The sequence below is a fragment of the Curtobacterium sp. MCBA15_013 genome, from assembly GCF_001865095.1.
Lineage (GTDB): Bacteria > Actinomycetota > Actinomycetes > Actinomycetales > Microbacteriaceae > Curtobacterium.
On record NZ_MJGQ01000078.1, the window covers coordinates 31,672 to 55,163 of the forward strand.

At 71.7% G+C, this 23,492-nt stretch carries 21 protein-coding genes; 2 read left to right on the forward strand and 19 right to left on the reverse strand.

The window, feature by feature from the left end; all coding sequences use genetic code 11:
• Positions 1–129: 129 nt before the first annotated feature.
• Positions 130–636, forward strand: a complete 507-nt coding sequence (locus BIV01_RS17680) for a hypothetical protein (RefSeq protein ID WP_071296292.1) — start codon at positions 130–132, stop codon at positions 634–636.
• A gap of 86 nt (positions 637–722) precedes the next feature.
• Here the strand turns inward: BIV01_RS17680 and BIV01_RS17685 are convergent, their stop codons facing one another.
• From BIV01_RS17685 to exaC, 3 genes are read right to left on the reverse strand one after another with little or no spacing between them, the layout of a single operon-like run.
• Positions 723–1,898, reverse strand: a complete 1,176-nt coding sequence (locus BIV01_RS17685; protein WP_071303713.1) for a GAF domain-containing protein — start codon at positions 1,896–1,898, stop codon at positions 723–725.
• Between the two features lie 45 nt (positions 1,899–1,943).
• Positions 1,944–2,381 carry a DUF779 domain-containing protein gene (locus BIV01_RS17690; RefSeq protein WP_070416227.1) on the reverse strand — a complete coding sequence of 146 codons (438 nt, stop codon included), beginning with the start codon at positions 2,379–2,381 and terminating at the stop codon, positions 1,944–1,946.
• Entirely contained in the window at positions 2,381–3,922 is a 1,542-nt protein-coding gene (gene exaC, locus BIV01_RS17695; RefSeq protein WP_071296289.1) for an acetaldehyde dehydrogenase ExaC, read from the reverse strand. The genes BIV01_RS17690 and exaC overlap by 1 nt, the downstream gene beginning before the upstream one ends.
• Positions 3,923–4,100: 178 nt before the next feature.
• Here exaC and BIV01_RS17700 point away from each other — a divergent pair, with 178 nt between their 5' ends.
• On the forward strand, positions 4,101–4,640 hold the full coding sequence (locus BIV01_RS17700) for an HdeD family acid-resistance protein (RefSeq protein WP_070416229.1): 540 nt from the start codon (positions 4,101–4,103) through the stop codon (positions 4,638–4,640).
• 22 nt (positions 4,641–4,662) lie between these two features.
• Here BIV01_RS17700 and BIV01_RS17705 read toward each other — a convergent pair whose 3' ends face one another.
• The 16 genes from BIV01_RS17705 to rpe form a co-directional block, all read right to left on the reverse strand.
• Positions 4,663–5,742 (reverse strand): VIT1/CCC1 transporter family protein, encoded by a 1,080-nt coding sequence (locus tag BIV01_RS17705; RefSeq protein ID WP_071296287.1) that lies wholly within the window; start codon positions 5,740–5,742, stop codon positions 4,663–4,665.
• Between the two features lie 127 nt (positions 5,743–5,869).
• Entirely contained in the window at positions 5,870–7,315 is a 1,446-nt protein-coding gene (pyk, locus tag BIV01_RS17710) for a pyruvate kinase (RefSeq protein ID WP_070416231.1), read from the reverse strand.
• Positions 7,316–7,455: 140 nt separating this feature from the next.
• Entirely contained in the window at positions 7,456–8,913 is a 1,458-nt protein-coding gene (locus tag BIV01_RS17715; RefSeq protein WP_071303715.1) for a glutamate synthase subunit beta, read from the reverse strand.
• The gene (gene gltB, locus BIV01_RS17720; protein WP_071296364.1) at positions 8,906–13,423 is read right to left on the reverse strand and encodes a glutamate synthase large subunit; all 4,518 of its coding nucleotides are present in this window, start codon (positions 13,421–13,423) and stop codon (positions 8,906–8,908) included. Before gltB ends, BIV01_RS17715 begins: the two co-directional genes overlap by 8 nt.
• Before the next feature lie 287 nt (positions 13,424–13,710).
• Positions 13,711–14,709 (reverse strand): prolipoprotein diacylglyceryl transferase, encoded by a 999-nt coding sequence (gene lgt, locus BIV01_RS17725; protein ID WP_083294946.1) that lies wholly within the window; start codon positions 14,707–14,709, stop codon positions 13,711–13,713.
• 216 nt (positions 14,710–14,925) lie between these two features.
• On the reverse strand, positions 14,926–15,720 hold the full coding sequence (trpA, locus tag BIV01_RS17730; RefSeq protein WP_070416233.1) for a tryptophan synthase subunit alpha: 795 nt from the start codon (positions 15,718–15,720) through the stop codon (positions 14,926–14,928).
• Entirely contained in the window at positions 15,717–16,931 is a 1,215-nt protein-coding gene (trpB, locus tag BIV01_RS17735; protein ID WP_070416234.1) for a tryptophan synthase subunit beta, read from the reverse strand. Before trpB ends, trpA begins: the two co-directional genes overlap by 4 nt.
• A gap of 56 nt (positions 16,932–16,987) precedes the next feature.
• Complete coding sequence (trpC, locus tag BIV01_RS17740; protein WP_071303756.1) at positions 16,988–17,773, reverse strand: indole-3-glycerol phosphate synthase TrpC; 786 nt, start codon at positions 17,771–17,773, stop codon at positions 16,988–16,990.
• Positions 17,774–17,789: 16 nt separating this feature from the next.
• The gene (locus BIV01_RS17745; RefSeq protein WP_070416235.1) at positions 17,790–18,029 is read right to left on the reverse strand and encodes an HGxxPAAW family protein; all 240 of its coding nucleotides are present in this window, start codon (positions 18,027–18,029) and stop codon (positions 17,790–17,792) included.
• Positions 18,026–18,775, reverse strand: a complete 750-nt coding sequence (locus BIV01_RS17750) for a Trp biosynthesis-associated membrane protein (protein ID WP_070416236.1) — start codon at positions 18,773–18,775, stop codon at positions 18,026–18,028. Before BIV01_RS17750 ends, BIV01_RS17745 begins: the two co-directional genes overlap by 4 nt.
• A complete protein-coding gene (locus tag BIV01_RS17755) occupies positions 18,772–20,316 on the reverse strand; it encodes an anthranilate synthase component I (protein WP_070416237.1) in 1,545 nt (514 codons plus the stop codon). The genes BIV01_RS17750 and BIV01_RS17755 overlap by 4 nt, the downstream gene beginning before the upstream one ends.
• Positions 20,313–20,753 carry a phosphoribosyl-AMP cyclohydrolase gene (gene hisI, locus BIV01_RS17760; protein WP_083414133.1) on the reverse strand — a complete coding sequence of 147 codons (441 nt, stop codon included), beginning with the start codon at positions 20,751–20,753 and terminating at the stop codon, positions 20,313–20,315. Before hisI ends, BIV01_RS17755 begins: the two co-directional genes overlap by 4 nt.
• Before the next feature lie 25 nt (positions 20,754–20,778).
• Positions 20,779–21,576 carry an imidazole glycerol phosphate synthase subunit HisF gene (hisF, locus tag BIV01_RS17765; protein WP_254791882.1) on the reverse strand — a complete coding sequence of 266 codons (798 nt, stop codon included), beginning with the start codon at positions 21,574–21,576 and terminating at the stop codon, positions 20,779–20,781.
• A 5-nt stretch (positions 21,577–21,581) separates the two neighbouring features.
• Positions 21,582–22,421: an ATP phosphoribosyltransferase gene (gene hisG / locus BIV01_RS17770; RefSeq protein WP_071303716.1), complete on the reverse strand. Its 840-nt coding sequence runs from the start codon at positions 22,419–22,421 to the stop codon at positions 21,582–21,584.
• Positions 22,422–22,466: 45 nt separating this feature from the next.
• Complete coding sequence (locus tag BIV01_RS17775) at positions 22,467–22,730, reverse strand: phosphoribosyl-ATP diphosphatase (protein ID WP_031259753.1); 264 nt, start codon at positions 22,728–22,730, stop codon at positions 22,467–22,469.
• Positions 22,731–22,831: 101 nt separating this feature from the next.
• Entirely contained in the window at positions 22,832–23,491 is a 660-nt protein-coding gene (gene rpe / locus BIV01_RS17780; RefSeq protein WP_071303717.1) for a ribulose-phosphate 3-epimerase, read from the reverse strand.
• Between the last annotated feature and the right edge of the window lies 1 nt (position 23,492).

Below are 23,492 nucleotides of genomic sequence, written 5' to 3' on the forward strand. Positions count from 1 at the left end.
CGGAGCATGGAACGGCCTGGAGAAACCCTGTGCGCCACGAATGCTTCAGTCCTGCTTCAGATTCGAACCCGAGCGTCGTCCTCGTCGGCGGACCGACCCGGTCGACCGACGGACGAACAGGAGAACACCATGGAGAACGAACAGGGCACGAAGCGTCGCCGGACCCTCCGCGCGGTCGGGATCGGATCCGCAGCGGCGGCCGTGCTGGTCCTCGGCGGGATCGGGGTGAGCGCAGCAGTGGCGGCCCCCGCCACGCCGAGCGCAGCGGCGACCGGAACCCCGTCCGGAGCACCGAGCGGCGCACCGACCGGCGCGCCCACGGACGGACCCGCCGCCGGGCCCGCCGGGAAGGGCGACACCGGCACCACCCCCGGCTGCGTCGCCGGCCCGCTCGCCGACGGGAAGGCGCCGACCCCGCCGAAGGACGGCACGGCTCCGACCCCGCCGAAGGACGGGAAGGCACCCAAGCCCCCGAAGGACGGCACGGCACCCACCCCGCCGAAGGACGGAACGGCACCGAAGCCGCCGAAGGACGGGAAGGTTCCGACCCCGCCGAAGGACGGCGAGGCACCGACCCCGCCGGCCGCACCCGACGCGGGCGCCACCTCGACACCGGAGCCGACGACCGGGTCCTGACCACCCCGCACCCGCCGCGGGAGGCGCGCGCCGTCGGCCGACGGACCGACGTGTGCCGTGCCTCCCGAGCCGGCGGAGCCGTCCGCTCAGGGACGCTCGATCGCCTCGATCGCCGCCACCACGCCCGCCCGCCGCGGCGACCGACGCGGCAACGCCGCGAGCAGCGCCCGCAGCACCTGCTCGTCCGCCGCACCGTCCGCGGTGCGTGCCCACGCCTGCAGCGCGTCCACCCCGCCGTCCTGGAGGAGCGACTCACGGAATCGGGACCGGACGCGGTCACGCAGGTCGTCGACCCCGGGCGACGCGGACCCCGGCAGGACCGGTCCGGTGTACCGGTCGACGGCCTGGAGGCGCGCCCCGCGGTCGAGCGCGGAGAGGACCGTCTCGACGTCGGTCCGGATCCCCTCCAGGCGGTACGGCCTGGACGTCAGGCGCGCGTCGAGCGCGTGGTGGGCGAGGACACGGCGGAGCCGAACCACCTCGGCCCGCAGCGTCTGGACGGCGCGCGGGTCGCCGTACACGGCGACCGCGAGGTCCGCGGCGGCCAGTCCCTGCGGGTTCGCGGCGAGCACCGCGAGGATCTCCGAGTGCCGCTCCGACAACGCGACCGACCGCGACCCGACGTGCAGCGTCGCGGTGTCGGACCCGAGCAGGGTGAGCTCGGCGGACGGGACCGCAGCCGGACGGTGTGCGGTCCGGGCCGAGAGCGCCGCCAGTGCGAGTTCGGCCTCGGCCGCCGCGGCCGTCGCCGTCAGGAGGGGCAGCGTGTGTCGTTCGACGGCGCGGTCGTCGCCCGTGATGTCGAGCGCGCCGACCACCGTGCCCGCGGCGTCGCGGAGCGGGACCGCCGTGCAGGAGAAGCCCTTCACCGCCGTCGCGTAGTGCTCCTCGGCGTGGATCTGCACGGCGCGTCCGAGCCGGAGCGCGGTCCCCGGAGCACTCGTCCCGGCGCGTTCTTCCGCCCAGTCGGCACCGGGGACGAACCCCATGCCCTCCGCGGCGCGCCGGGCGGACCGTGCGCCGTCCACCCAGACGAGCCGACCCGATGCGTCCGCGAGGGCGACGACGCACCCCGCCGACCGGACGTCGTCGAGCAGCAGTCGTCGGACGACCGGCAGCGCGGTGCCGAGCGGACCGGCACGGCGGAGGGCGTCGAGTTCGTCCTCGCCGATCGAGGGCGTCGGCACGGTCTCGGGGTCGACGCGGGCGGAGCGACGCCAGGACGCGGCGACGAGCGGGCGGAGACCGGACGGTTCGCGCATGCGCCCTCCTGTCCGGTCCCCGTCGCGTCGTCGCGAGCGGTGCGGTCAGCCTACGTCCGGCACCCCGCTCGGGCCAGGGCCGGCGCTGACCAGGCCGAGATCCGCGAGCTCGGCGTCGTCCAGCATCCGGGAGCGGGTGAGGAACCGCTTGCCCTCCGGCACCTCGAGGGAGAAGCCCGCGCCACGACCGTCCACGACGTCGATCGTGAGGTGGGTGTACTTCCAGTACTCGAACTGCGACCGCGACATGTACACCTCGACGGGCGCGATGCCGTCGACCTCGAGCGCGCCGAGGAGCACGTCGCCCGAGCCGGTCATGAACATGCCGACGGGGTAGCACATCGGGCTGGAGCCGTCGCAGCACCCGCCCGACTGGTGGAACATCAGCGGGCCGTGCCGGGCGGCGAGGGAGCGCAGGAGCTCCCCCGCCGCCGGCGTCACCGCCACGCGGGCGGTGGCGGGCCGGTCGTCGGTGTCGGGCATCAGAAGAAGCCCATCGGGCCCTCGGCGTAGGACACCAGCAGGTTCTTCGTCTGCTGGTAGTGCTCCAGCATCATCTTGTGGTTCTCCCGTCCGATGCCGGACTGCTTGTAGCCGCCGAACGCCGCTCCGGCGGGGTACTGGTGGTAGGTGTTCTCCCACACGCGCCCGGCCTGGATGTCACGGCCGGCGCGGTAGAGCGTGGTGGCCTCGCGGCTCCACACCCCGGCGCCGAGGCCGTACAGCGTGTCGTTGGCGATCGAGATCGCGTCGTCGTAGCCGCTGAAGCTCGTCAGCGCGAGGACCGGGCCGAAGATCTCCTCCTGGAAGATCCGCATCGAGTTGTCCCCCTCGAACACCGTCGGCGTGACGTAGTACCCGCCGGACAGCTCCCCGCCGAGGTCCGCCCGCTCGCCACCGGTGAGGAGCTTCGCGCCCTCCTGCTTCCCGATGTCGATGTAGCTCAGGATCTTCTCGAGCTGGTCGTTCGACGCCTGCGCGCCGATCATCGTCGACAGGTCGAGCGGGTGCCCCTGCTTGACGGCACGCACCCGGTCGAGGCCGTCCGCGACGAAGCCGTCGTAGATCTCCCTCGCCACGAGTGCCCGCGACGGGCAGGTGCAGACCTCGCCCTGGTTGAGGTTGAAGAAGGCGAAGCCCTCGAGTGCCTTGTCGTAGAAGGCGTCCTGCTGCTGGGCGACGTCGGCGAAGAAGACGTTCGGGCTCTTGCCGCCGAGTTCGAGCGTCACGGGGATGAGGTTCTGCGACGCGTACTGCATGATGAGCCGGCCCGTGGTCGTCTCCCCCGTGAAGGCGACCTTGCGGATGTCCGGGTGCTGCGCGAGCGGTGCACCGACCTCGATGCCGAAGCCGTTCACCACGTTGAGGACACCGGCCGGGAGCAGGTCCCCGATCAGGTCGATGAGCACGTGGATGGACGCCGGCGTCTGCTCGGCCGGCTTCAGGACGACGCAGTTGCCCGCCGCCAGCGCCGGAGCGAGCTTCCACACCGCCATCAGGATGGGGAAGTTCCACGGGATGATCTGCCCGACGACGCCGAGCGGTTCGTGGAAGTGGTAGGCCACGGTGTCGTGGTCGATCTCCCCCGTCGAGCCCTCCTGCGCGCGGATCGCCCCGGCGAAGTAGCGGAAGTGGTCGATCGCCAGCGGGATGTCCGCGCCGATGGTCTCGCGGATGGGCTTGCCGTTCTCCCATGTCTCCGCGACCGCCAGGGCCTCGAGGTTCTGCTCCATCCGGTCCGCGATCCTGTTGAGGATGCCGGCGCGTTCGGCGACGCTCGTCCGACCCCAGGCCGGGAACGCCTTCCACGCGGCCTCGACCGCACGGTCGACGTCGGTGGAGTCGCCGCGGGCGATCTCGGTGAACACCTTGCCGGTGACGGGTGTGGGGTTCTCGAAGTACTGTCCCCCGGCCGGCGGGACGTACGCGCCGCCGATGTAGTGGTCGTACCGGGAGCGGTACGAGACGAGGGACCCCTCCTCGCCGGGTGCGGCGTAGGTGGATGGTGACGGTGCGATGGTCATGGTGGACACCTTTCGACGACTCTGTCGGGGCGCTGGGTCCGCGCCTGCCCGAACGCTACGGCGGCGCAGGTTGCATCCGGTTGCACCGCTCCGCGGCGCTTCGCCCTCCGCGCGACGAACCGACCGCTGCCGGCCGAGGTAGCGTCGGAGCGAGCAGACCTGACAGGGAGGAGTGCTCGTGGACTCTCGTGCCGTCCGCACGTTCCGCGTGTTCGTCATCGTCACCGCGGTCGTCGCCATCGCGCTCGGCATCGTCGCGATCGTCTGGCCACGGCCGTCGCTCGTCGTCGTCGCACTGCTGTTCGGCGTGTACCTCGTCGTGGCCGGCGCACTGCGGGTGTTCGCCGCGGTGCGGGGCCACGGCACGCCGCCGGTGTGGCGCTGGACCTCCGGCGTCGTCGGCGGCCTGGTCGGGGTCGCCGGACTCGTGACGCTGCTGGACCCCGCCGTCCCGCTCGTCGTCTACGCGGTGCTCGCCGGCGTCGGCTTCATCGTCGAGGGGATCGCGTCGTTGATCGGCGGCTTCGTGGGACACCCGGGGTCGTCGCGGGTCCCGTCGATCGTGAGCGGGGTGCTCTCGATCCTGGGCGGCGTGGTCGTGCTGGTCGCGCCGGGGCTCGCGCTGACCGTGTTCATGGTCTTCTCGGGCATCGCGCTCATCGTCGTCGGCGCCGCGGCCCTGCTGCTGCTCCCGCCCCGGGCGGCCGTCCGTCGCTAGCGGGGCCTCTACGGTCCTCGGGCTAGGCGCTGCCCGTCCCGAACAGCAGCCCGAGCCCGTAGGTGACCGCTGCCGCACCGAACCCGATCGCGAGCTGCCGGAGCGCCCGACGCAGCGGCGACGCACCGCTCAGCACGCCCACCACCGCGCCCGTGCCGAGCAGGGCGATCCCCACGAGGAGCGCCGCGACCGCGATCGCCGCCCACCCCTCGAGGCCGAACAGGTACGGGAGCACCGGGATGATCGCCCCCGACGCGAAGAAGCAGAAGCTCGAGACCGCCGCGCTCATGCCGTTGCCGATGGCCTCGTGGTCGTCCACCGGCGCCGTGCCCGTCACCGCGGCTCCGCCGAGGACGTCGTCGGCGTGCTGCTGGGCCTCGGCCTCGGACATGCCCCGAGCCCGGTACACGAGGGCGAGCTCGTTCGCGTCGACGTCGAGGTCCGCGACGGCCCGGCCGGCTTCGGGGTGCGGGGCCGATGCCGTGAGGAGCTCGCGCTGCGACCGCACCGAGACGTACTCCCCCGCCCCCATCGACAGCGCCCCGGCGAGGAGTCCCGCGATGCCGCTCAGGAGGACGAAGTGCCGGTCCGCCCCGGACGCGCTGACGCCGATGATGAGCGCCAGGTTCGACACGAGGCCGTCGTTCGCGCCGAACACCGCGGCACGGAAGGTGCCGGACAGACGCATCCGCCCGCGGTTGGCGAGCCCGCGGACGACCTCGCCGTGGATCCGTTCGTCGGCCGCCATGCTCGCGGTCGCGTCGGCGTCGTCGGCGTAGGGCGAACGGTCCTCGGCGCGCTGCATGAGCGCGAGGACGAACACCGACCCGAACCGCTTCGCCAGCGACGCGAGCACCCGGGTGCGGAGGCTCCCGCGCTGCGGCCGCCCGACGTCGTCGCCGAGCAGGTCGAGCCAGTGCTGTTCGTGCCGCCCCTCGGCCTCGGCCAGGGCGGACAGGATCTCGCGTTCCTCACCGTGTCGCCGGGCGGCGAGGTTCCGGTAGACGGCGGCTTCCGCCCGTTCGTCCGCCAGGTAGCGGCGCCAGCGCCGGACGTCGGTGCGCTGGGCGGTGGGTCGGGACTGGAGGCTCACACCGGCCATCCTGCCCGCTCGCGCGACAGCGTGGTCACGCGGCCGCGGGGCGGAACGCGACAGGGCGCGGACCGGAGGCTGCGTGCGTCGCCGCACCGCGCCTCCCGTCCGCGCCCTGTCGGGACGCGACGCGACGTCAGTCGCGCACGTACGCCGGAGCGGCCTCGGCGTGGGCGTCGCCCACGCGGTGCACGCGCAGGTCGTTCGTCGACCCCTCGATGCCGGGAGGGGAACCGGCCGTCACGATGACGCGGTCCCCGGGGGCGGCGAGGCCGTTCTCGAGGAGGACGTCGTCCACCTGCGAGAAGAGCTCGTCGGTGTGGGTCTTGCGCTCGACGAGGAACGAGCGCACACCCCAGGTGAGGGCCATGCGGCGACGCGTCGCCTCGTTCGGGGTGAACGCGATGATCGGCAGGCCGTGGCGCAGACGCGACATGCGGCGGGCCGAGTCGCCGGACTCGGTGAACACGCAGAGGTACGAGGCCTCGGTGAACTCCGCGATCTCGACCGCGGCGAGCGTGATCGCCCCGCCGAGGGTGCGCGGCTTGGTGCCGAGCGGCGCGATGCGCTCGAGGCCGTGGTCCTCGGTGGACTCGACGATGCGGGCCATCGTGCGGACCGTCTGCACCGGGTACTCGCCGACGCTGGTCTCGCCCGAGAGCATGACCGCGTCCGCGCCGTCGAGCACGGCGTTCGCGACGTCGGACGTCTCGGCGCGGGTCGGGATCGGCGACGAGATCATCGACTCGAGCATCTGGGTCGCGACGATGACCGGCTTCGCCATCCGGCGGGCGAGCTCGACGGCGCGCTTCTGCACGATCGGGACGGCCTCGAGCGGGAGCTCCACACCGAGGTCACCGCGGGCGACCATGATGCTGTCGAACGCGTCGATGATCTCCTCGAGCGCGTCGACGGCCTGCGGCTTCTCGATCTTCGCGATCACGGGGAGGCGCTTGCCCTCTTCGTCCATGATCTCGTGGGCACGCTCGACGTCGGCGGCGTTGCGCACGAACGACAGCGCGATGAGGTCGGCACCCTGGCGGATGCCCCAGCGGAGGTCCGCCTCGTCCTTCTCGCTGAGCGCGGGGACGTTCACGGCGACGCCGGGCAGGTTGATGCCCTTGTTGTTGGACACGGTGCCGCCGACGACGACCTCGGTGCGGACGCGCACGCCGTCGGTGTCGAGCACGCGGAGGCGGACCCGGCCGTCGTCGATGAGCAGCGGGTCACCGGGCTTGACGTCCTGCGGGAGGCCCTTGAAGGTCGTGCCGCAGATCTCCTTCGAGCCGGGGACGTCCTCGGTGGTGATGGTGAACACGTCGCCGACCGCGAGGTCGTGCGGGCCGTCGGCGAACTTCGCGAGGCGGATCTTCGGACCCTGCAGGTCGACGAGGATCGCGACGGGCTTGCCGAGCTCCTCGGCGGCGCGACGGACGTTCTCGTAGTTGGCCTCGTGGACGCTGTAGTCACCGTGGCTGAGGTTGAGGCGGGCGACGTCGACGCCTGCCTCGATGATCTCCTTTACGGTCTCGTACTCCGACGTTGCCGGTCCGAGCGTCGAAACGATCTTTGCGCGTCTCAATGGATTCCTTCGTGGTGGTGGATGGTGCTTGGGTTTCCGCGCTGTGGGGCCGCGCGGAACGAAGCGAGGCCACCAGCACCCTATCGAGTGCCGGTGGCCTGTCGCTCACTGCTGGGTGGGCATCGGGTGGACGTCCATCGTCAGACCGAGATCGCCCGGTCGGTCGCCTTGACCGGAGCCGGGAGGATCGTCGAGCCCTCGAGGTACTCGTCGACCTTCGCGGCGGCGGCCCGGCCCTCGGCGATCGCCCACACGATGAGCGACTGCCCACGACCGGCGTCGCCCGCGACGAAGACGCCCGGCTCGTTGGTCGTGTAGTCGGCCTGGCGGGCGACGGCACCGGAGACCGTCACGGGGAGCCCGAGCTGCGGCGCCAGCGTGTCGGTCTCGGGACCGGTGAAGCCCATGGCGACGAGGACGAGGTCCGCGGGGATCTCGCGCTCGCTGCCGGCCTTCGGGACACGGCGGCCGTCGAGGTACTCGGTCTCGGCGACGCGGAGCGCCCGGACCTCGCCGGCCTCGTTCGCGAGGAACTCGACGGTGGACGCGAGGTAGTGGCGTTCGCCGCCCTCTTCATGGGCGCTCGTGACCTCGAACACGGTCGGGAACATCGGCCACGGCTGCTCGGACGGACGCTCCAGCGGCGGCTGCTTGCCGATCGCGAGGTTCGTCACGCTGAGCGCTCCCTGCCGGTGGGCGGTCCCGATGCAGTCCGCACCGGTGTCGCCGCCGCCGATGACGACGACGTGCTTGCCCTCGGCCGTGACCTGGTTGTCGACGGTCGTGCCGGCGTTCGCCTTGTTCTGCTGCACGAGGTAGTCCATCGCGAAGTGCACGCCGGAGAGGTCGCGCCCCGGGATCGGCAGGTCGCGCGGGACCGTGGCGCCGGTGGCGACGACGACCGCGTCGTACCGGGACTTCAGGTCGTCCCAGGTGATGTCGCGCCCGATCTCGACGCCCGCACGGAAGCGGGTGCCCTCGGCCTGCATCTGGGCGAGCCGCGCGTCGATCTGACGCTTCTCCATCTTGAAGTCCGGGATGCCGTAGCGGAGCAGACCACCGATGCGGTCGTCGCGCTCGTACACCGCGACGGTGTGGCCGGCGCGGGTCAGCTGCTGTGCGGCGGCGAGCCCGGCGGGACCGGACCCGACGACCGCGACGGTCTTGCCCGTCAGGCGCTCCGGCGGGTGGGGCGTGACCCAGCCGTTCTGGAACGCCTCGTCGATGATCGAGACCTCGACCTGCTTGATCGTCACCGGCGGCTGGTTGATGCCGAGCACGCAGGACGCCTCGCACGGTGCCGGGCAGAGCCGACCCGTGAACTCCGGGAAGTTGTTCGTCGCGTGGAGTCGCTCGATCGCCTGCCGGCCCTCGCCGCGCCAGGTGAGGTCGTTCCACTCGGGGATGAGGTTGCCGAGCGGGCACCCCTGGTGGCAGAACGGGACGCCGCAGTCCATGCAGCGTCCGGCCTGTCGCTTGAGCGCGCCGGACTCCTGCTGCTCGTAGACCTCTTTCCAGTCCATGAGCCGCACGGGCACGGGTCGTCGGGCCGGGAGCTCGCGCTCCTGGACCTTCAGGAATCCCTTGGGGTCAGCCACCGGTCACCTCCAGAATGCGGTTCCAGACGACGTCGCCGTCCGGGTCGAGGCCCTCGTCGACGGCCTGCTGTCGGGTCTCGAGCACGGCCGCGTAGTCCCGCGGCAGCACCTTGACGAAGTCGCTCAGGTCACCGGACTCGAGCAGTTCGCTCGCGAGGGTCGACCCGGTCTCGGCAGCGTGCCGCGCGAGCAGGTCGTTCACGATCTCGACGTCGGCGCTGTCGAGCGGCTCGAGCCGGAGTTCACCGGACGCGAGCGAGTCGGTGTTCACGTGCTCTTCCCGCAGGCCGCGGACGTACGCGGTCCCGCCGGACATGCCGGCACCGAGGTTCCGACCCGTCTCGCCGAGGATCAGGGCGAGCCCACCGGTCATGTACTCGAGCGCGTGGTCCCCCACGCCCTCGACGACGGCGGTCGCACCGGAGTTGCGCACCAGGAAGCGTTCGCCCACGATGCCGCGGATGAACATGCTGCCCTGGGTCGCGCCGTAGCCGATGACGTTGCCGGCGATGACGTTCTGCGCGGGGTCGAAGCCACTGCCCGCGTCGGGACGCACGACGATCTCGCCGCCGGACAGCCCCTTGCCGACGTAGTCGTTGCTGTCCCCGACCAGGCGGAGCGTGATGCCCGCCGGCAGGAACGCACCGAGCGACTGCCCGGCGGAACCGCGCAACGTCACGTCGATCGACCCCGACGGCAGGCCGTTCTCGCCGTGGCGGAGCGTGACCTCGTGGCCGAGCATCGTGCCGACCGCGCGCTCCGTGTTCCGGATCGGCAGGTCGAGCGCGATCGTCCCGCCGTGCTCGAGGACGTCGGCCGTCTGCTGGATGAGCTGCACGTCGAAGTGCTGCTCCAGCTCGTGGTCCTGGTCGCGCTGGTGCCGGCGGGGCTCGTCGGCGTCGAACCGCGGTCCCTTGAGCACGGGCTCGAGGTCGAGGCCGGACGCCTTCCAGTGCTCGACCGCGCGGTCGACGTCGAGGGCGTCGGCGTGGCCGATCGCCTCTTCGAGGGACCGGAAGCCGAGCTCGGCGAGGAGCTCGCGGACCTCTTGGGCGATGAACTCGAAGAAGTTCACGACGAACTCCGGCTTGCCGCTGAAGCGCTTGCGGAGCTCGGGGTTCTGGGTCGCGACGCCGACCGGGCACGTGTCGAGGTGGCACACCCGCATGAGGATGCAGCCCTCGACCACGAGCGGCGCGGTCGCGAAGCCGTACTCCTCGGCGCCGAGCAGCGCGGCCACGACGACGTCACGGCCGGTCTTCATCTGCCCGTCGACCTGCACGACGACGCGGTCGCGCATGCCGTTGAGCATGAGCGTCTGCTGCGTCTCGGCGAGGCCGATCTCCCACGGGGTGCCCGCGTGCTTGAGCGAGTTCAGCGGCGACGCACCGGTGCCACCGTCGTGCCCGGAGACCAGGACGACGTCGGCGAGGGCCTTCGTCACACCGGCGGCCACGGCCCCGATGCCCGACTGGCTCACGAGCTTCACGTGGACGCGTGCGGACGGGTTCGCCCGCTTGACGTCGAAGATCAGCTGCTTGAGGTCCTCGATCGAGTAGATGTCGTGGTGCGGCGGCGGCGAGATCAGGCCGACACCCGCGGTCGCGTGCCGGGTGCGGGCCACCCACGGGTACACCTTGGTCGGGGGCAGCTGCCCGCCCTCGCCCGGCTTCGCACCCTGCGCCATCTTCAGCTGGATGTCGGTCGCGTGCGTCAGGTACATGCTCGTGACGCCGAACCGCCCGGACGCGACCTGCTTGATCGCGCTCCGACGCTCGGGGTCGAGCAGGCGGTCGACGTCCTCGCCGCCCTCGCCCGTGTTCGACCGGCCGCCGAGACGGTTCATCGCGATCGCGAGCGTCTCGTGGGCTTCCTTCGAGATGGACCCGTAGGACATCGCACCGGTGTTGAACCGCTTGACGATCGACTCGATCGGCTCGACCTCGTCCAGCGGGACCGGCTTGCGGGCACCCTGCGCGAAGCGGAAGAGACCGCGGAGCGTCATCAGCTGCTCGGACTGGTCGTCGACCGCCTGCGAGTACTCGCGGAAGATGTCGTAGCGACGGGAGCGCGTCGCGTGCTGCAGCCGGAACACGGTGTCCGGGTTGAACAGGTGCGGCGGCCCTTCGCGACGCCACTGGTACTCGCCGCCGGTCTGCAGGCGCTCGTGCGAGAGGACTGCGCCGTCCTGCGGGTACGCCTGGGCGTGCCGCTCGGCGTTCTCCTTCGCGATGACCTCGATGCCGACGCCGCCGAGGATCGACGAGGTCCCGGTGAAGTACCGGTCGACGAACTCCTGGCTGAGCCCGACGGCCTCGAACGCCTGCGCGCCGGCGTAGCTCGACACCGTCGAGATGCCCATCTTCGACATGATCTTCAGCACGCCCTTGCCGAGCGCCTTGATCACGTTCTTGACGGCCTGCTCCGGCGTGATGCCGCTGATCATGCCCTGGCGGACGAGGATCTCGCAGGTCTCCATCGCCAGGTACGGGTTGATCGCCGAGGCGCCGTAGCCGATGAGGGTCGCGACGTGGTGGACCTCGCGCACGTCACCGGCCTCGACGATGAGCCCGACCTTCATGCGCTGCTCGGTGCGGATCAGGTGGTGGTGCACGGCGGCGAGCAGCAGCAGGCTGGGCACCGGTGCCTGTTCGGCGTTGCCGTCGCGGTCGGACAGCACGATGAACTGCTTGCCGGCCTCGATCGCCGCGTCGACCTCGTCGCAGACCGCGGCGATGCGCTTCTGCATGGCCTTCTTGCCGGCGTCGACGCGGTACAGGCCCTTGATCGTCACGGTCAGGTGGCGACCGGACTCGGTCTCGAAGTGCTGGATCTTGGCGAGCTCGTCGTTGTCGATCACGGGGAAGTCGAGCGTGATCTGCTTCGCGTGCTCGGGACCGGCGCTCAGGAGGTTGCGCTCCGGCCCGAGACCCATGCCCATCGAGGTGATGACCTGCTCGCGGATCGAGTCGAGCGGCGGGTTCGTCACCTGGGCGAACTGCTGGGTGAAGTAGTCGAAGAGCAGCCGGGGACGCTGGGACAGCACCGCGATCGGCGTGTCCGAGCCCATCGCCCCGAGCGGCTCCGCTCCGGTCTGCGCCATCGGACGCAGCAGGATGCGGACCTCTTCCTCGGTGTAGCCGAAGGCGCGCTGCCGACGGGTCACCGAAGCGGGCGTGTGCACGATGTGCTCGCGGTCCGGCAGGTCACCGAGGTTGATCCGGCCGCCGTCGAGCCACTCGCCCCACGGGCCGGACGTGGCCAGCTCGCGCTTGACCTCGTCGTCCTCGATGATGCGACCGGCCTCGGTGTCGACGAGGAACATCCGGCCGGGACGGAGCCGGCCCTTGCGCACGACCTTGTCGGCCGGCACGTCGATGACGCCCGTCTCGGAGCCCATGACGATCAGGCCGTCGTCGGTCACCAGGAAGCGACCGGGGCGCAGGCCGTTGCGGTCGAGGGTGGCGCCGACGAGCGTGCCGTCGGTGAACGTGATGGCCGCCGGGCCGTCCCACGGCTCCATGAGCATCGAGTGGTACTCGTAGAACGCCCGGAGCTCGGGGTCCATCCCGACCTGGTTCTCCCACGCTTCAGGGACCATCATCGACACCGCGTGCGGCAGCGACCGGCCGGTGAGCGTCAGGAGCTCGAGCACCTCGTCGAAGGACGCCGAGTCGCTGGCGCCCGGGCTGACGATCGGCAGCAGGGGCGCCATGTCGCCGAGCAGTTCGCTCTGCAGCTGCGACTGCCGTGCCCGCATCCAGTTGCGGTTGCCACGGACGGTGTTGATCTCACCGTTGTGCGCGAGCGTGCGGAACGGCTGCGCGAGCGGCCACGAGGGGAACGTGTTCGTGGAGTAGCGGGAGTGCACGATCGCGAGCTTCGACGCGAAGCGCTCGTCGCTGAGGTCCGGGTAGAACGGCTCGAGCTGGAGCGTCGTGACCATGCCCTTGTAGACCATGGTCCGGCTCGACAGCGACATGAAGTAGACCTCGGTGTCGTGCTCGGCACGCTTCCGGAGGCGGAAGGCCTGGCGGTCGAGCGCGACGCCGCTCCACGACGCGCCGTGCACGTCGTGCCGGATCGAGGCGACGAAGAGCTGCTCGAACGCGGGCATCGCCGCTCGGGCCAGGGTGCCGAGGACCTCGGGTCGCACGGGGACCTCGCGCCAGCCGAGGACGCGCAGGCCCTCTTCACGCGCCAGTCGCTCGACGGCGCCCTTCACCGCGTGCCGATCGTCCTCGTCGACGGGCAGGTACGCGGTACCGACCGCGTACTCCCCCGCTGCTGGAAGGTCGAAGGACACCTCGGCGCGGAAGAACTCGTCGGGCACCTGGCAGAGGATGCCCGCACCGTCACCGGTCCCGGCGTCCGAACCGACCGCGCCCCGGTGTTCGAGGTTGCGCAGCGCACCGAGGGCGGCGTCGACGATGTCGTGCCCGGCCGTGCCGCGGAGCGTCGCGACCATCGCCAGGCCGCACGCGTCCTTCTCGTTCGCCGGGTCGTACATGCCCGTGGCGTCCGGGATCGCGGAGAACCGACGGTGCGGCGGCACGAGTGCCGCCGGGGACTGGGGTGGCTGGAGCGCCATGGGGAACCGTCCTCACGAGGAAGTGGAACAGGGACAGCGGTGGCCCGGTGGTGCGTTCCGCCCAGATGGGCGGGACTGGTGCCCGTGCCCGCCGTCAGTGAGTTGCCCTGGCGGCGTGCGAGGTGTCGGACCCGCTTGTGGTGGGTCCGGGAGGTGCTGCTGACACTCGTGACCGATCGGGATCGGTCACGCAGGAGGGGTGCTTCCTACGCGCGGCCAGCGGTGCTGCTGGTGACCGGATCGGAGTCGGTGACGGCCGCCGGAGCGTCGTCGTCGGACTCTGACCAGGTGTCGTCCGAGTCTACCCCGGACTTCGAGCGGGGCTCGCGACCGGGCAGGTACGGGCTCGGCTCCTTGCCGAGGTGCCGCTTGGACTGGACGAGGAAGATGATGATGCCGAGCAGGATCGCCGCGAAGGACATCCACACGTTCGTCCGGATGCCGAAGAACGTCTCGCTCGTGTCGACGCGGATGGACTCGAGGACCGAGCGACCGATGCCGTACCAGATCAGGTAGAGCGACAGGACCTTGCCCCACTGCAGGCGGAACTTCTTGTCGAGCAGCAGGATCACGACGACGCCGACGACGTTCCAGATGATCTCGTAGAGGAACGTCGGGTGGAACAGCGTGCCCTCGGGCAGGCCCTTCGGGAACGCCGCGTTCGACGACTCGATCTGCAGGCCCCACGGCAGGCTGGTCGGCATGCCGAAGAGCTCGTGGTTGAAGTAGTTGCCGAGGCGACCGAACGCCTGGGCGAGCAGCACGCCCGGCACGACGGCGTCGATGAACGCGGTGAACCGCAGGCCGACCTGGCGGCAGCCGATGTAGGCGCCGACCGAACCGAGGATGAGCGCGCCGAAGATGGCGAGGCCGCCCTCCCAGATGTAGAGGAAGGACAGCGGGTCGCGCCCGGGGCCGAAGTAGTCGCTGACGTGCGTGAACACGTGGAACAGGCGACCGCCGATGATCCCGGCGGGGACGGCCCAGATCGCGATGTCGATGATGATCCAGCGCTCGACGCCGCGCGCGTTGAGCCGCCGGTTCGCGAGGATGACGGCGGCGACGATGCCGAGCAGGATGCAGATCGCGTAGGCGTGGATGCGGAAGTCGAGCGGCAGCGACCAACCGAACGCGTCGCGCAGCCAGGCGGTCAGGTCGAAGTACTGCCACGCGGTGCTCGGGCTCGGGATGCTCAGGAGGGGCATGGAGGTGCTGTCGCCTTTCGGTGCTGGCTGGGCGCGGTGCCGACGTGCCGCCGGCCCCGCTCACTGTAGCGCGGGAGGTGCGTGCGGCAGGAACCGAGGGCCCGGTCCTGTGGAAACTGTGACCGACGGGAGGCGCGGTGCGGGCGGGACGCGTCGCTCACCCGCACCGCGGTGCAGGTGGGCCGACGGGGTCGCCTGCACCGCGCCTCCTGGACGTCAGCGGCGCTGCGCGCCCGAGGTGAGGTCGGCTGCCCGGTCGGCCACGCCCTGCACGCCGAGGTCCGCGAGGGCCCGGACGAAGGCGGACCCGATGATCGCGCCGTCGGCGTACTCGAGGACCTCGCCGACCTGCTCCGCCGTCGAGATGCCGAGACCGACGCACGTGCGCTCGACCCCGGCGTCGCGGAGCCGCGACACGACGGTGCGGGCTGCGACGTCGACGCCCTCGCGCGCGCCGGTGACGCCCATCGTGGAGACGGCGTAGACGAACCCGCGGCTGGACCGGACCGCCTGCTGCATGCGCGTGTCCGACGAGGACGGGGCCGCGAGGAACACCCGGTCCAGGCCGGTGCGCTCCGACTCGCGGATCCACTCGGCGCCCTCGTCGGGGATGAGGTCCGGCGTGATGAGCCCGGCGGCACCCGCGGCGACGAGGTCGTCGGCGAACCGCTCGACGCCGTACCGGAGCACCGGGTTCCAGTAGGTCATCACGAGCACGGGCACGTTCGCCCGCTCGGTGATCTGGTGCACGGCGTCGAAGACCTGCGCGACGCGGAAGCCGTTCGCCAGGCTCTCCTCTGCCGCCCGCTGGATGACCGGGCCGTCCATCACCGGGTCGGAGTACGGCAGGCCGAGCTCGATGACGTCGACGCCGTTCTCGGCCAGGGCCACGGCGGCGTCGACGCTCGTCTGCACGTCGGGGTAGCCGGCGGGCAGGTAGCCGACGACGGCGCCCGCGCGCTCGGCGTTGGCGGTGTCGATCGTCGTCGCGACCGTCTGGTTCGTGGTCACAGCTGCACCGCGTTCTCGTCGAGGATGCCGAAGTAGCGACTGGCGGACGCGACGTCCTTGTCACCCCGGCCGGACAGGTTGACGAGGATGACGCCCTCTGGACCGAGCTCCTTGCCGAGCTTGATCGCCCCGGCGAGGGCGTGCGACGACTCGATCGCCGGCAGGATGCCCTCGGTGCGGCTCAGCAGGCGGAAGGCCTCCATCGCCTCGTCGTCGGTGATCGGCTCGTACTTCGCACGCCCGATCGAGGCGAGGTAGGCGTGCTCCGGCCCGACGCTCGGGTAGTCGAGCCCGGCGGAGATGCTGTGGCTCTCGATCGTCTGGCCGTCCTCGTCCTGCATGAGGTAGGACTTCGTGCCCTGGAGGACGCCCTCGCGACCGAGCGTGATGCTCGCGGCGTGCCGACCGGTCTCGACGCCGTCGCCACCGGCCTCGAAGCCGTGCAGCGCGACGGACTCGTCGTCGAGGAAGGCCTCGAAGATGCCCATGGCGTTCGAGCCGCCGCCGACGCACGCGGCGACCGCGTCCGGCAGGCGCCCGACCCGGTCGAGGACCTGCTGGCGGGCCTCTTCGCCGATGACCTTGTGGAACTCGCGCACCATCTCGGGGAACGGGTGCGGGCCGGCGACGGTGCCGAGCAGGTAGTGCGTGGAGTCGACGTTGGCGACCCAGTCGCGCAGGGCGTCGTTGATGGCGTCCTTCAGCGTGCGGGAGCCCGTCTCGACCGGGATCACCTCGGCACCGAGCAGCCGCATCCGGGCGACGTTCAGCGCCTGGCGCTCGGTGTCGACGGCGCCCATGTAGACGACGCAGTCCATGCCGAACAGCGCCGCCGCAGTGGCCGTCGCGACGCCGTGCTGGCCGGCGCCGGTCTCGGCGATGAGGCGCGTCTTGCCGAGGCGCTTGGCCACGAGGGCCTGACCGAGCACGTTGTTGATCTTGTGCGAGCCGGTGTGGTTGAGGTCCTCGCGCTTGAGGATGATCCGGGCACCGCCGGCGTGCTTGGCGAACCGGGGCACCTCGGTGATGATCGAGGGCCGCCCGGTGTAGTCGCGCTGGAGCGTGTCGAGCTCGTCGCGGAAGGCCGGGTCCGCCCACGCCTCGCGGAAGGCCGCTTCGAGTTCGTCGAGCGCGAGGACGAGCGACTCGGGGACGAACCGCCCGCCGAAGTCGCCGAAGTACGGTCCGTGCAGGTCGCGGAGTGAGGTCACGATGGGTCTCCCGGGACACGCCCGGCGAACCGGGCTGGGATGGATGCTGTCGTCGGTCAGTCGCGGTCGGCGGCTGCGATGAACGACGCGAGTGTGGCAGCGGGGTCGTCGCCCGTCACGAGCGCCTCTCCCACCAGGACGACGTCGGCGCCGGCGGCACGGTAGTGCGCGACGTCGGCCGGACCGGCGACCGCGGACTCGGCGACGCGCACGACCCCGCCGGGGATCCGGTCGGCGAGCGATCCGAACAGGTCGCGGTCGAGCGAGAAGTCGGTCAGGTCGCGGGCGTTCACCCCGAGGATCCGGGCGCCGGCGTCGAGGCCGCGCGAGACCTCGTCCGCCGAGTGCGCCTCGACCAGGACGCCCATGCCGAGTTCTTCGGCCAGGGTGTGGAGCTCGACCAGCTGCTGCTGCTCGAGCGCCGCCACGATGAGCAGGACGACGTCGGCGCCGGACGCCCGAGCCTCGATCACCTGGTACGGGTCGGCGATGAAGTCCTTGCGGAGGACGGGGACGCCCACCCGGGCCTTGACCGCTTCGAGGTCGGCGAGGCTGCCGAGGAACTTGCGCCCCTCGGTCAGGACGCTGATCGTCGAGGCACCGCCGCGCTCGTAGTCGGCGGCGAGGGACGCGGGGTCCTCGATCGGGGCCATGGACCCGCGGGACGGGCTGGCACGCTTGACCTCGGCGAGGATCTTCACCCGGTCGCCGGGGGCCAGGAACGTGAGGGCGTCGAGCGGGGACGCGACGCGGTCCAGGTCGCGTTCGACGTCCGAGTAGGGACGGTCGACGCGACGGGCCGCGGCGTCCTCGAGCGCGCCCGCGACGAGGGTCTCGAGCACGTTCGGCATGCCGGACCTACTCGGAGTGGTGCTTGGGGACGAACTTCGGGCCGTCGACGCCGTAGCCAGCCTTCTTCATGACGCCACCGACGATGAGGCCGATGAGCACCACGCCGGCGGAGGCCCAGACGCCCCACGGCTGGTCGAACCAGAAGAACAGCGTGCCGGCCGCGAATCCGATCAGCATGATCACGACGGCGGTCCAGGCTGCCGGCGAGTGGCCTTCGCCGAGTTCTGCGGGCTCAGTGTTGCTCACGGTGCTCCTCGTTCTGCTTCGACGCCGTCGTTCGACCGGCGTCCGTTCGATCCTACCGTGTCGTCCGGGGCCGCTCCGGCAGCGTCCGCGCTCGCGTCGTCGGGGCCCGCGGCTGCGCTGTCGGGGCCTGCGACCGCGTCCGAGGTCGGGTCGACGCCGGCGCTCAGGTCGTCCCAGTCCACGACGGCGTCACGTTCGACCGGCGCCACCGCACGGGCATCCGCCGCCGCACCCGCGGTGGCCGCACCGTACTTCCGGCTCGGCCCCGGCCAGGACCGCTGCACGACGAGCACGACGACCCCGAGCGCCATCGCGAGCACGCCGCCGACGATGCCGACGACCGGCCACGCCGACACGTCCACGCTCGACACGGCCCGGCGGACGGCGGACAGGTCCGCGACGCCCGCGACCTCGCCCACGGCGCCCTTCGCTGCGGCGACCGGGTCGGCCAGGGCGGTGATGCCGGACACCACCACGCCGACGCCGAGCAGGATCTCGACGGCGGCGAGCACGATCCGGACGACCCGACCGGCGATGGTCATCGCCAGGAAGAGCGCGAGGCTCGCGATCGCCAGGGCGGTGTACTGCGGGACCGCGGCCGCACCGTCGGCGTCCACCTTCGCGGCGACGGCAGCGCCCGCGTGGAGGTGGACCGTGAACCAGGTCTGCGTCCACGAGAGCATGATGATGCCCGCGACGGCGAGGCCGGCGACGACGACGAGCGGCCGGGAGCGGCGGGCCGTCACGAGTGCACCCCACGCATCCGGTTCGCGGTCGCGATGGCTCGCAGCGGTGCCGCGGCCTTGTTCACGGCCTCGATGTGCTCGGTCTCGGGGTCGGAGTCGGCCACGAGCCCGGCCCCGGCCTGCACGCGTGCCACACCGTCCTTGATGAGGGCGCTGCGGATCGCGATCGCGAGGTCGGCGTCGCCGGCGAAGTCGAAGTAGCCGACCACGCCCGCGTAGGCACCGCGCTTCGCGGGTTCGAGCTCGTCGATGATCTCGAGCGCCCGCGGCTTCGGCGCCCCGGAGAGGGTGCCGGCCGGGAAGGTCGCCCGGAACACGTCGATCGCCGAGGCCCCGGGCCGCACGGCGCCCTCGACGCTCGACACCAGGTGCATGATGTGGCTGAACCGCTCGACCGTCATGAACTCGGTCACGGCGACCGTGCCCGGCTCGCAGACCTTCTGCAGGTCGTTGCGCGCCAGGTCGACGAGCATGAGGTGCTCGGCGCGCTCCTTCGGGTCCTCGAGCAGGTCCTCGCCGAGACGGACGTCCGCCTCGGGTGTGGCGCCGCGCGGACGCGACCCGGCGATCGGGTGGGTGATCGCCCGGCCGTCCTGCACCTTGACCAGGGCCTCGGGCGAGGCGCCGACGATCCAGAAGCGCTCGTCCGCGGTGTCCGCCAGGGACAGGAAGTACATGTACGGGCTCGGGTTGAGCGTCCGCAGCACGCGGTAGACGTCGAGGGGATCCGCGGTGACCTCGTGGTCGAACCGCTGCGAGATGACGACCTGGAAGACGTCCCCGTCGCGGATGAAGCCCTTCGACCGCTCGACGGCCGCCATGTAGTCCGCGGGGGTGGACCGGTGGGTCGGGGTCGGCTCGGCGATGTCGAACGCCTCGGCGACGGTCGCGGCGGAGGGCTGCACGAGGTCGGCCTGCATCCGGTCGAGTCGCGCCTGGGCGTCCGCCCACAGCGCCTCGGCGTCGTCGACACCGTCGTTCAGCACGCTGGCGACGAGCAGGACGAGCCCGGTGCGGTGGTCGAGCGCGGCGAGCTCGGACACGAACGCGAGGGCCTGCCCCGGGACGTCGAAGTCGGCCGGCGGCACGTTCGGCAGGTGCTCGAGCTGACGGACGGCCTCCCAGCCGATGAACCCGACGGTGCCACCGACGAGCGGCGGGGTGCCGGGGATCCGCGGGGTCGCCCAGCGCTCGTGCAGCCGCGCCAGGACCTCGAGCGGCTCGCCGTCGAGCGAGTCGACGGCGCGGGACGCCGGGATGCCGGTGTCGATCCACGCGGCACGGTCGCCGTCCTGGGTGAGCACGCCGAAGCTGCGCACCCCGACGAAGGACCAGCGCGACCAGAGGCCGCCCTGCCCGGCGGACTCGAGCAGGAAGGTACCGGGCCGGCCGTCGGCGAGCTTCCGGTAGACACCGACCGGCGTCTCGCTGTCGGCGTAGAGCGCGCGCACGACGGGGACGACGCGGTGGGCGTCGAGCAGGGCGTCGAACTCCGGACGGGAGGTCGTGTGCGGCGTGTCGGAGAGCGTCGCGGTGCTCATCGGGTCTCCTCCACGGCCCCACCAGCGAGAGCGGACGGCGCATCGGCGAGAGCGGACGGCGCACCAGCGAGGGCGGACGCCGTCACGGGCTCGAGGGGGTCGACGTCGAAGCAGCGGTGCGCACCGGTGTGGCACGCGGCACCGACCTGCTCGACGGTCACGAGGAGCGTGTCCGCGTCGCAGTCGAACGCCGCCCCGCGCACGTACTGCGCGTGCCCCGAGGTGTCGCCCTTGCGCCAGTACTCGTTCCGGGACCGCGACCAGAAGGTCACCCGTCCCTCGGTCAGGGTGCGGCGGAGGGCTTCTCGGTCCATGTAGCCGAGCATGAGGACGTCCTTCGACGACTCCTCTTGCACGATGGCGGGGAGCAGCCCGTCCGCACCGAACCGCGCGCGGTCGAGGACCGCGTCCGTGCTGGTGCTGGTGCTGTCGGTCATGAGACTCCTAGCCTACGGCGGCGGATCAGCGGACGGCGTGCCCGGTCGCGCGCAGCGCGGCCTTCACGTCACCGATGGTCATCTCGCCGCGGTGGAAGACGCTGGCGGCGAGGACGGCATCCGCGCCCGCCTCGATCGCGGGGGCGAAGTGCTCGAGCCGACCCGCGCCTCCCGAAGCGATGACCGGGACCGACGCGACCGCGCGCACCGCTGCCACGAGCTCGACGTCGAACCCGTTCTTCGTGCCGTCCGCGTCGATCGAGTTGACGAGGAGCTCCCCCGCGCCGCGCTCGACGGCCTCGCGCGCCCAGGCGAGCGCGTCGAGGTCGGACTCGGTCCGACCGCCGTGGGTCGTCACGACGAAGCCCGACGGCATCCGGTCCGTCCGCTTGATGTCCAGGGAGAGCACGACGGCCTGCGCGCCGAACCGGTCCGCGATCTCGCCGACGAGGTCCGGACGCGCGATCGCGGCGCTGTTCACGCCGATCTTGTCCGCACCGCACTGCTGCAGTCGCGACACGTCGTCGACGCTCCGGACGCCGCCACCGACGGTGAGCGGGATGAACACCTGCTCGGCCGTGCGCGTCACCGTGTCGTACATCGTCGCGCGGTTCTCGACCGTGGCACCCACGTCGAGGAAGGTCAGCTCGTCCGCGCCCTGCTCGTAGTAGCGCGCGGCGAGCTCGACCGGGTCACCGGCGTCCTGCAGGTCCAGGAAGTTGACGCCCTTGACGACCCGGCCGCCCTTGACGTCCAGGCAGGGGATGACCCGGACGGCGACCCCGCCCGCGCGTGCCGGCGGCACGGCACCGGAGCCGGTCACCCCGGTCACAGTCGTGCGGCGTGGATCGGGCTGACGAGGATGGCGCGCGCGCCGAGGTCGTACAGCGCGTCCATGATGAGGTTCGCGTCGTCGCGCGGGATCATCACGCGGACGGCCGACCAGTCGCGACCGTGCAGCGGCGAGACCGTCGGCGACTCGATGCCCGAGGCGACGGCGGTCGCCTGCTCGAGGAGCCCGGTGGGGATGTCGTAGTCGAGCATCACGTAGCCGCGCGCGACGAGCACGCCCTGCAGTCGGCGCCGCAGGACGTCGATGCCGGGGATCGTCTCGTCGGTGGAGATGAGGAGCGCGGTCGACTCGAGGATGACCGGTCCGAAGATCTCGAGCCCGGACGCCCGGAGCGTGCTGCCCGTCGAGACCACGTCGGCCACGGCGTCGGCGACACCGAGGCGCACGGCGCTCTCGACCGCGCCGTCGAGCTTCACGAGCGTCGCGGTGACGCCGTGCTTCGCGAGGAACTCCCCCACGAGTCCGGGGTAGCTCGTCGCCACCCGCACACCGTCGAGGTCCTGCAGCGTGCTGAACCGGCCGGGCGTGCCGGCGAACCGGAACGTCGAGTCGGCGAACCCGAGCGCGTCGACCTCGTGCGCGGCGGAGCCGGAGTCGAGCAGCAGGTCGCGGCCGGTGATGCCGACGTCGAGCGCGCCGGAACCGACGTACGTGGCGATGTCGCGCGGGCGGAGGAAGAAGAACTCGACGCCGTTGCGTTCGTCGAGCAGGTGGAGCGCCTTCGGGTCGCGGCGGCCGGCGTACCCGGCCTCGCGCAGCATGTCGGACGCGGTCTCGGACAGGGAGCCCTTGTTGGGCACGGCGATGCGGAGCATCAGGGGGTCTGCTTTCTGGTGGAGGGTCGGCGGCTGATCAGCGGATCAGAGATGTCGCCAGACGTCCGCCGGGGTGAGCCCCTTCGCCACCATGAGCACCTGCAGGTGGTACACGAGCTGCGAGATCTCCTCCGAGGTGCGCTCGTCGCCCTCGTACTCGGCCGCCATCCAGACCTCGGCCGCTTCTTCCACGATCTTCTTGCCGATCTGGTGCACGCCGGCGTCGAGTTCGGCGACGGTGCCGGAGCCCTCGGGGCGCGTGCGCGCCTTCTCGGTGAGCTCCTGGAACAGGTCGTCGAACGTCTTCACGCGCACCAGGCTACCGTCCCCCGCCGACACGGCCGACGTACCGTCCGGACGGGAGGCGCGGATCGTGTCCGTCACGCCCGTCACCTCGGGCGCCGGTCCGGTCACGAGCGTGCTGCCGCGGCCGCCTCGCGCAGGTCCGCGATGCGCGCGGCCGGCTCGCCGCCGTAGACCGCGGAGCCCGCCACGAGGGTGTCGGCACCGCTGCGGACCGCCTCGGGCACCGTGTCGACCGCGATCCCGCCGTCGACCTCGAGCCAGACGTCGAGCCCCGAGGCGTCGACCGCCGCACGGGCGTCGGCGAGCTTCGGCATCACCGAGCGCATGAACGCCTGGCCGCCGAACCCGGGCTCGACCGTCATGAGCAGGATCATGTCGTAGGCGTCGATGTGGTGGAGCACCTGGGTGATCGGGGTGCCGGGCTTCACCGCGACGGCTGCCCGGGCGCCGTTCGAGCGGATCGCCGCGGCGGTCGCGACCGGGTCGTCGGCGGCCTCGAAGTGGAAGGTCACGCTCGACGCACCCGTCTCGGCGTACTTCGGCGCCTCGGTGTCGGCGTTCGTGATCATGAGGTGGACGTCGAGCGGCACCGGGGAGACCTCCTGCAGGCGCTGCACGATCGGCAGGCCCAGCGTGAGGTTCGGCACGAAGTGGTTGTCCATCACGTCGACGTGCACCAGGTCGGCGGTCTCGATGCGGTGGAGCTCGCGTTCGAGGTTCGCGAAGTCGGCGGACAGGATGCTCGGCGAGATGCGGATCGTCACC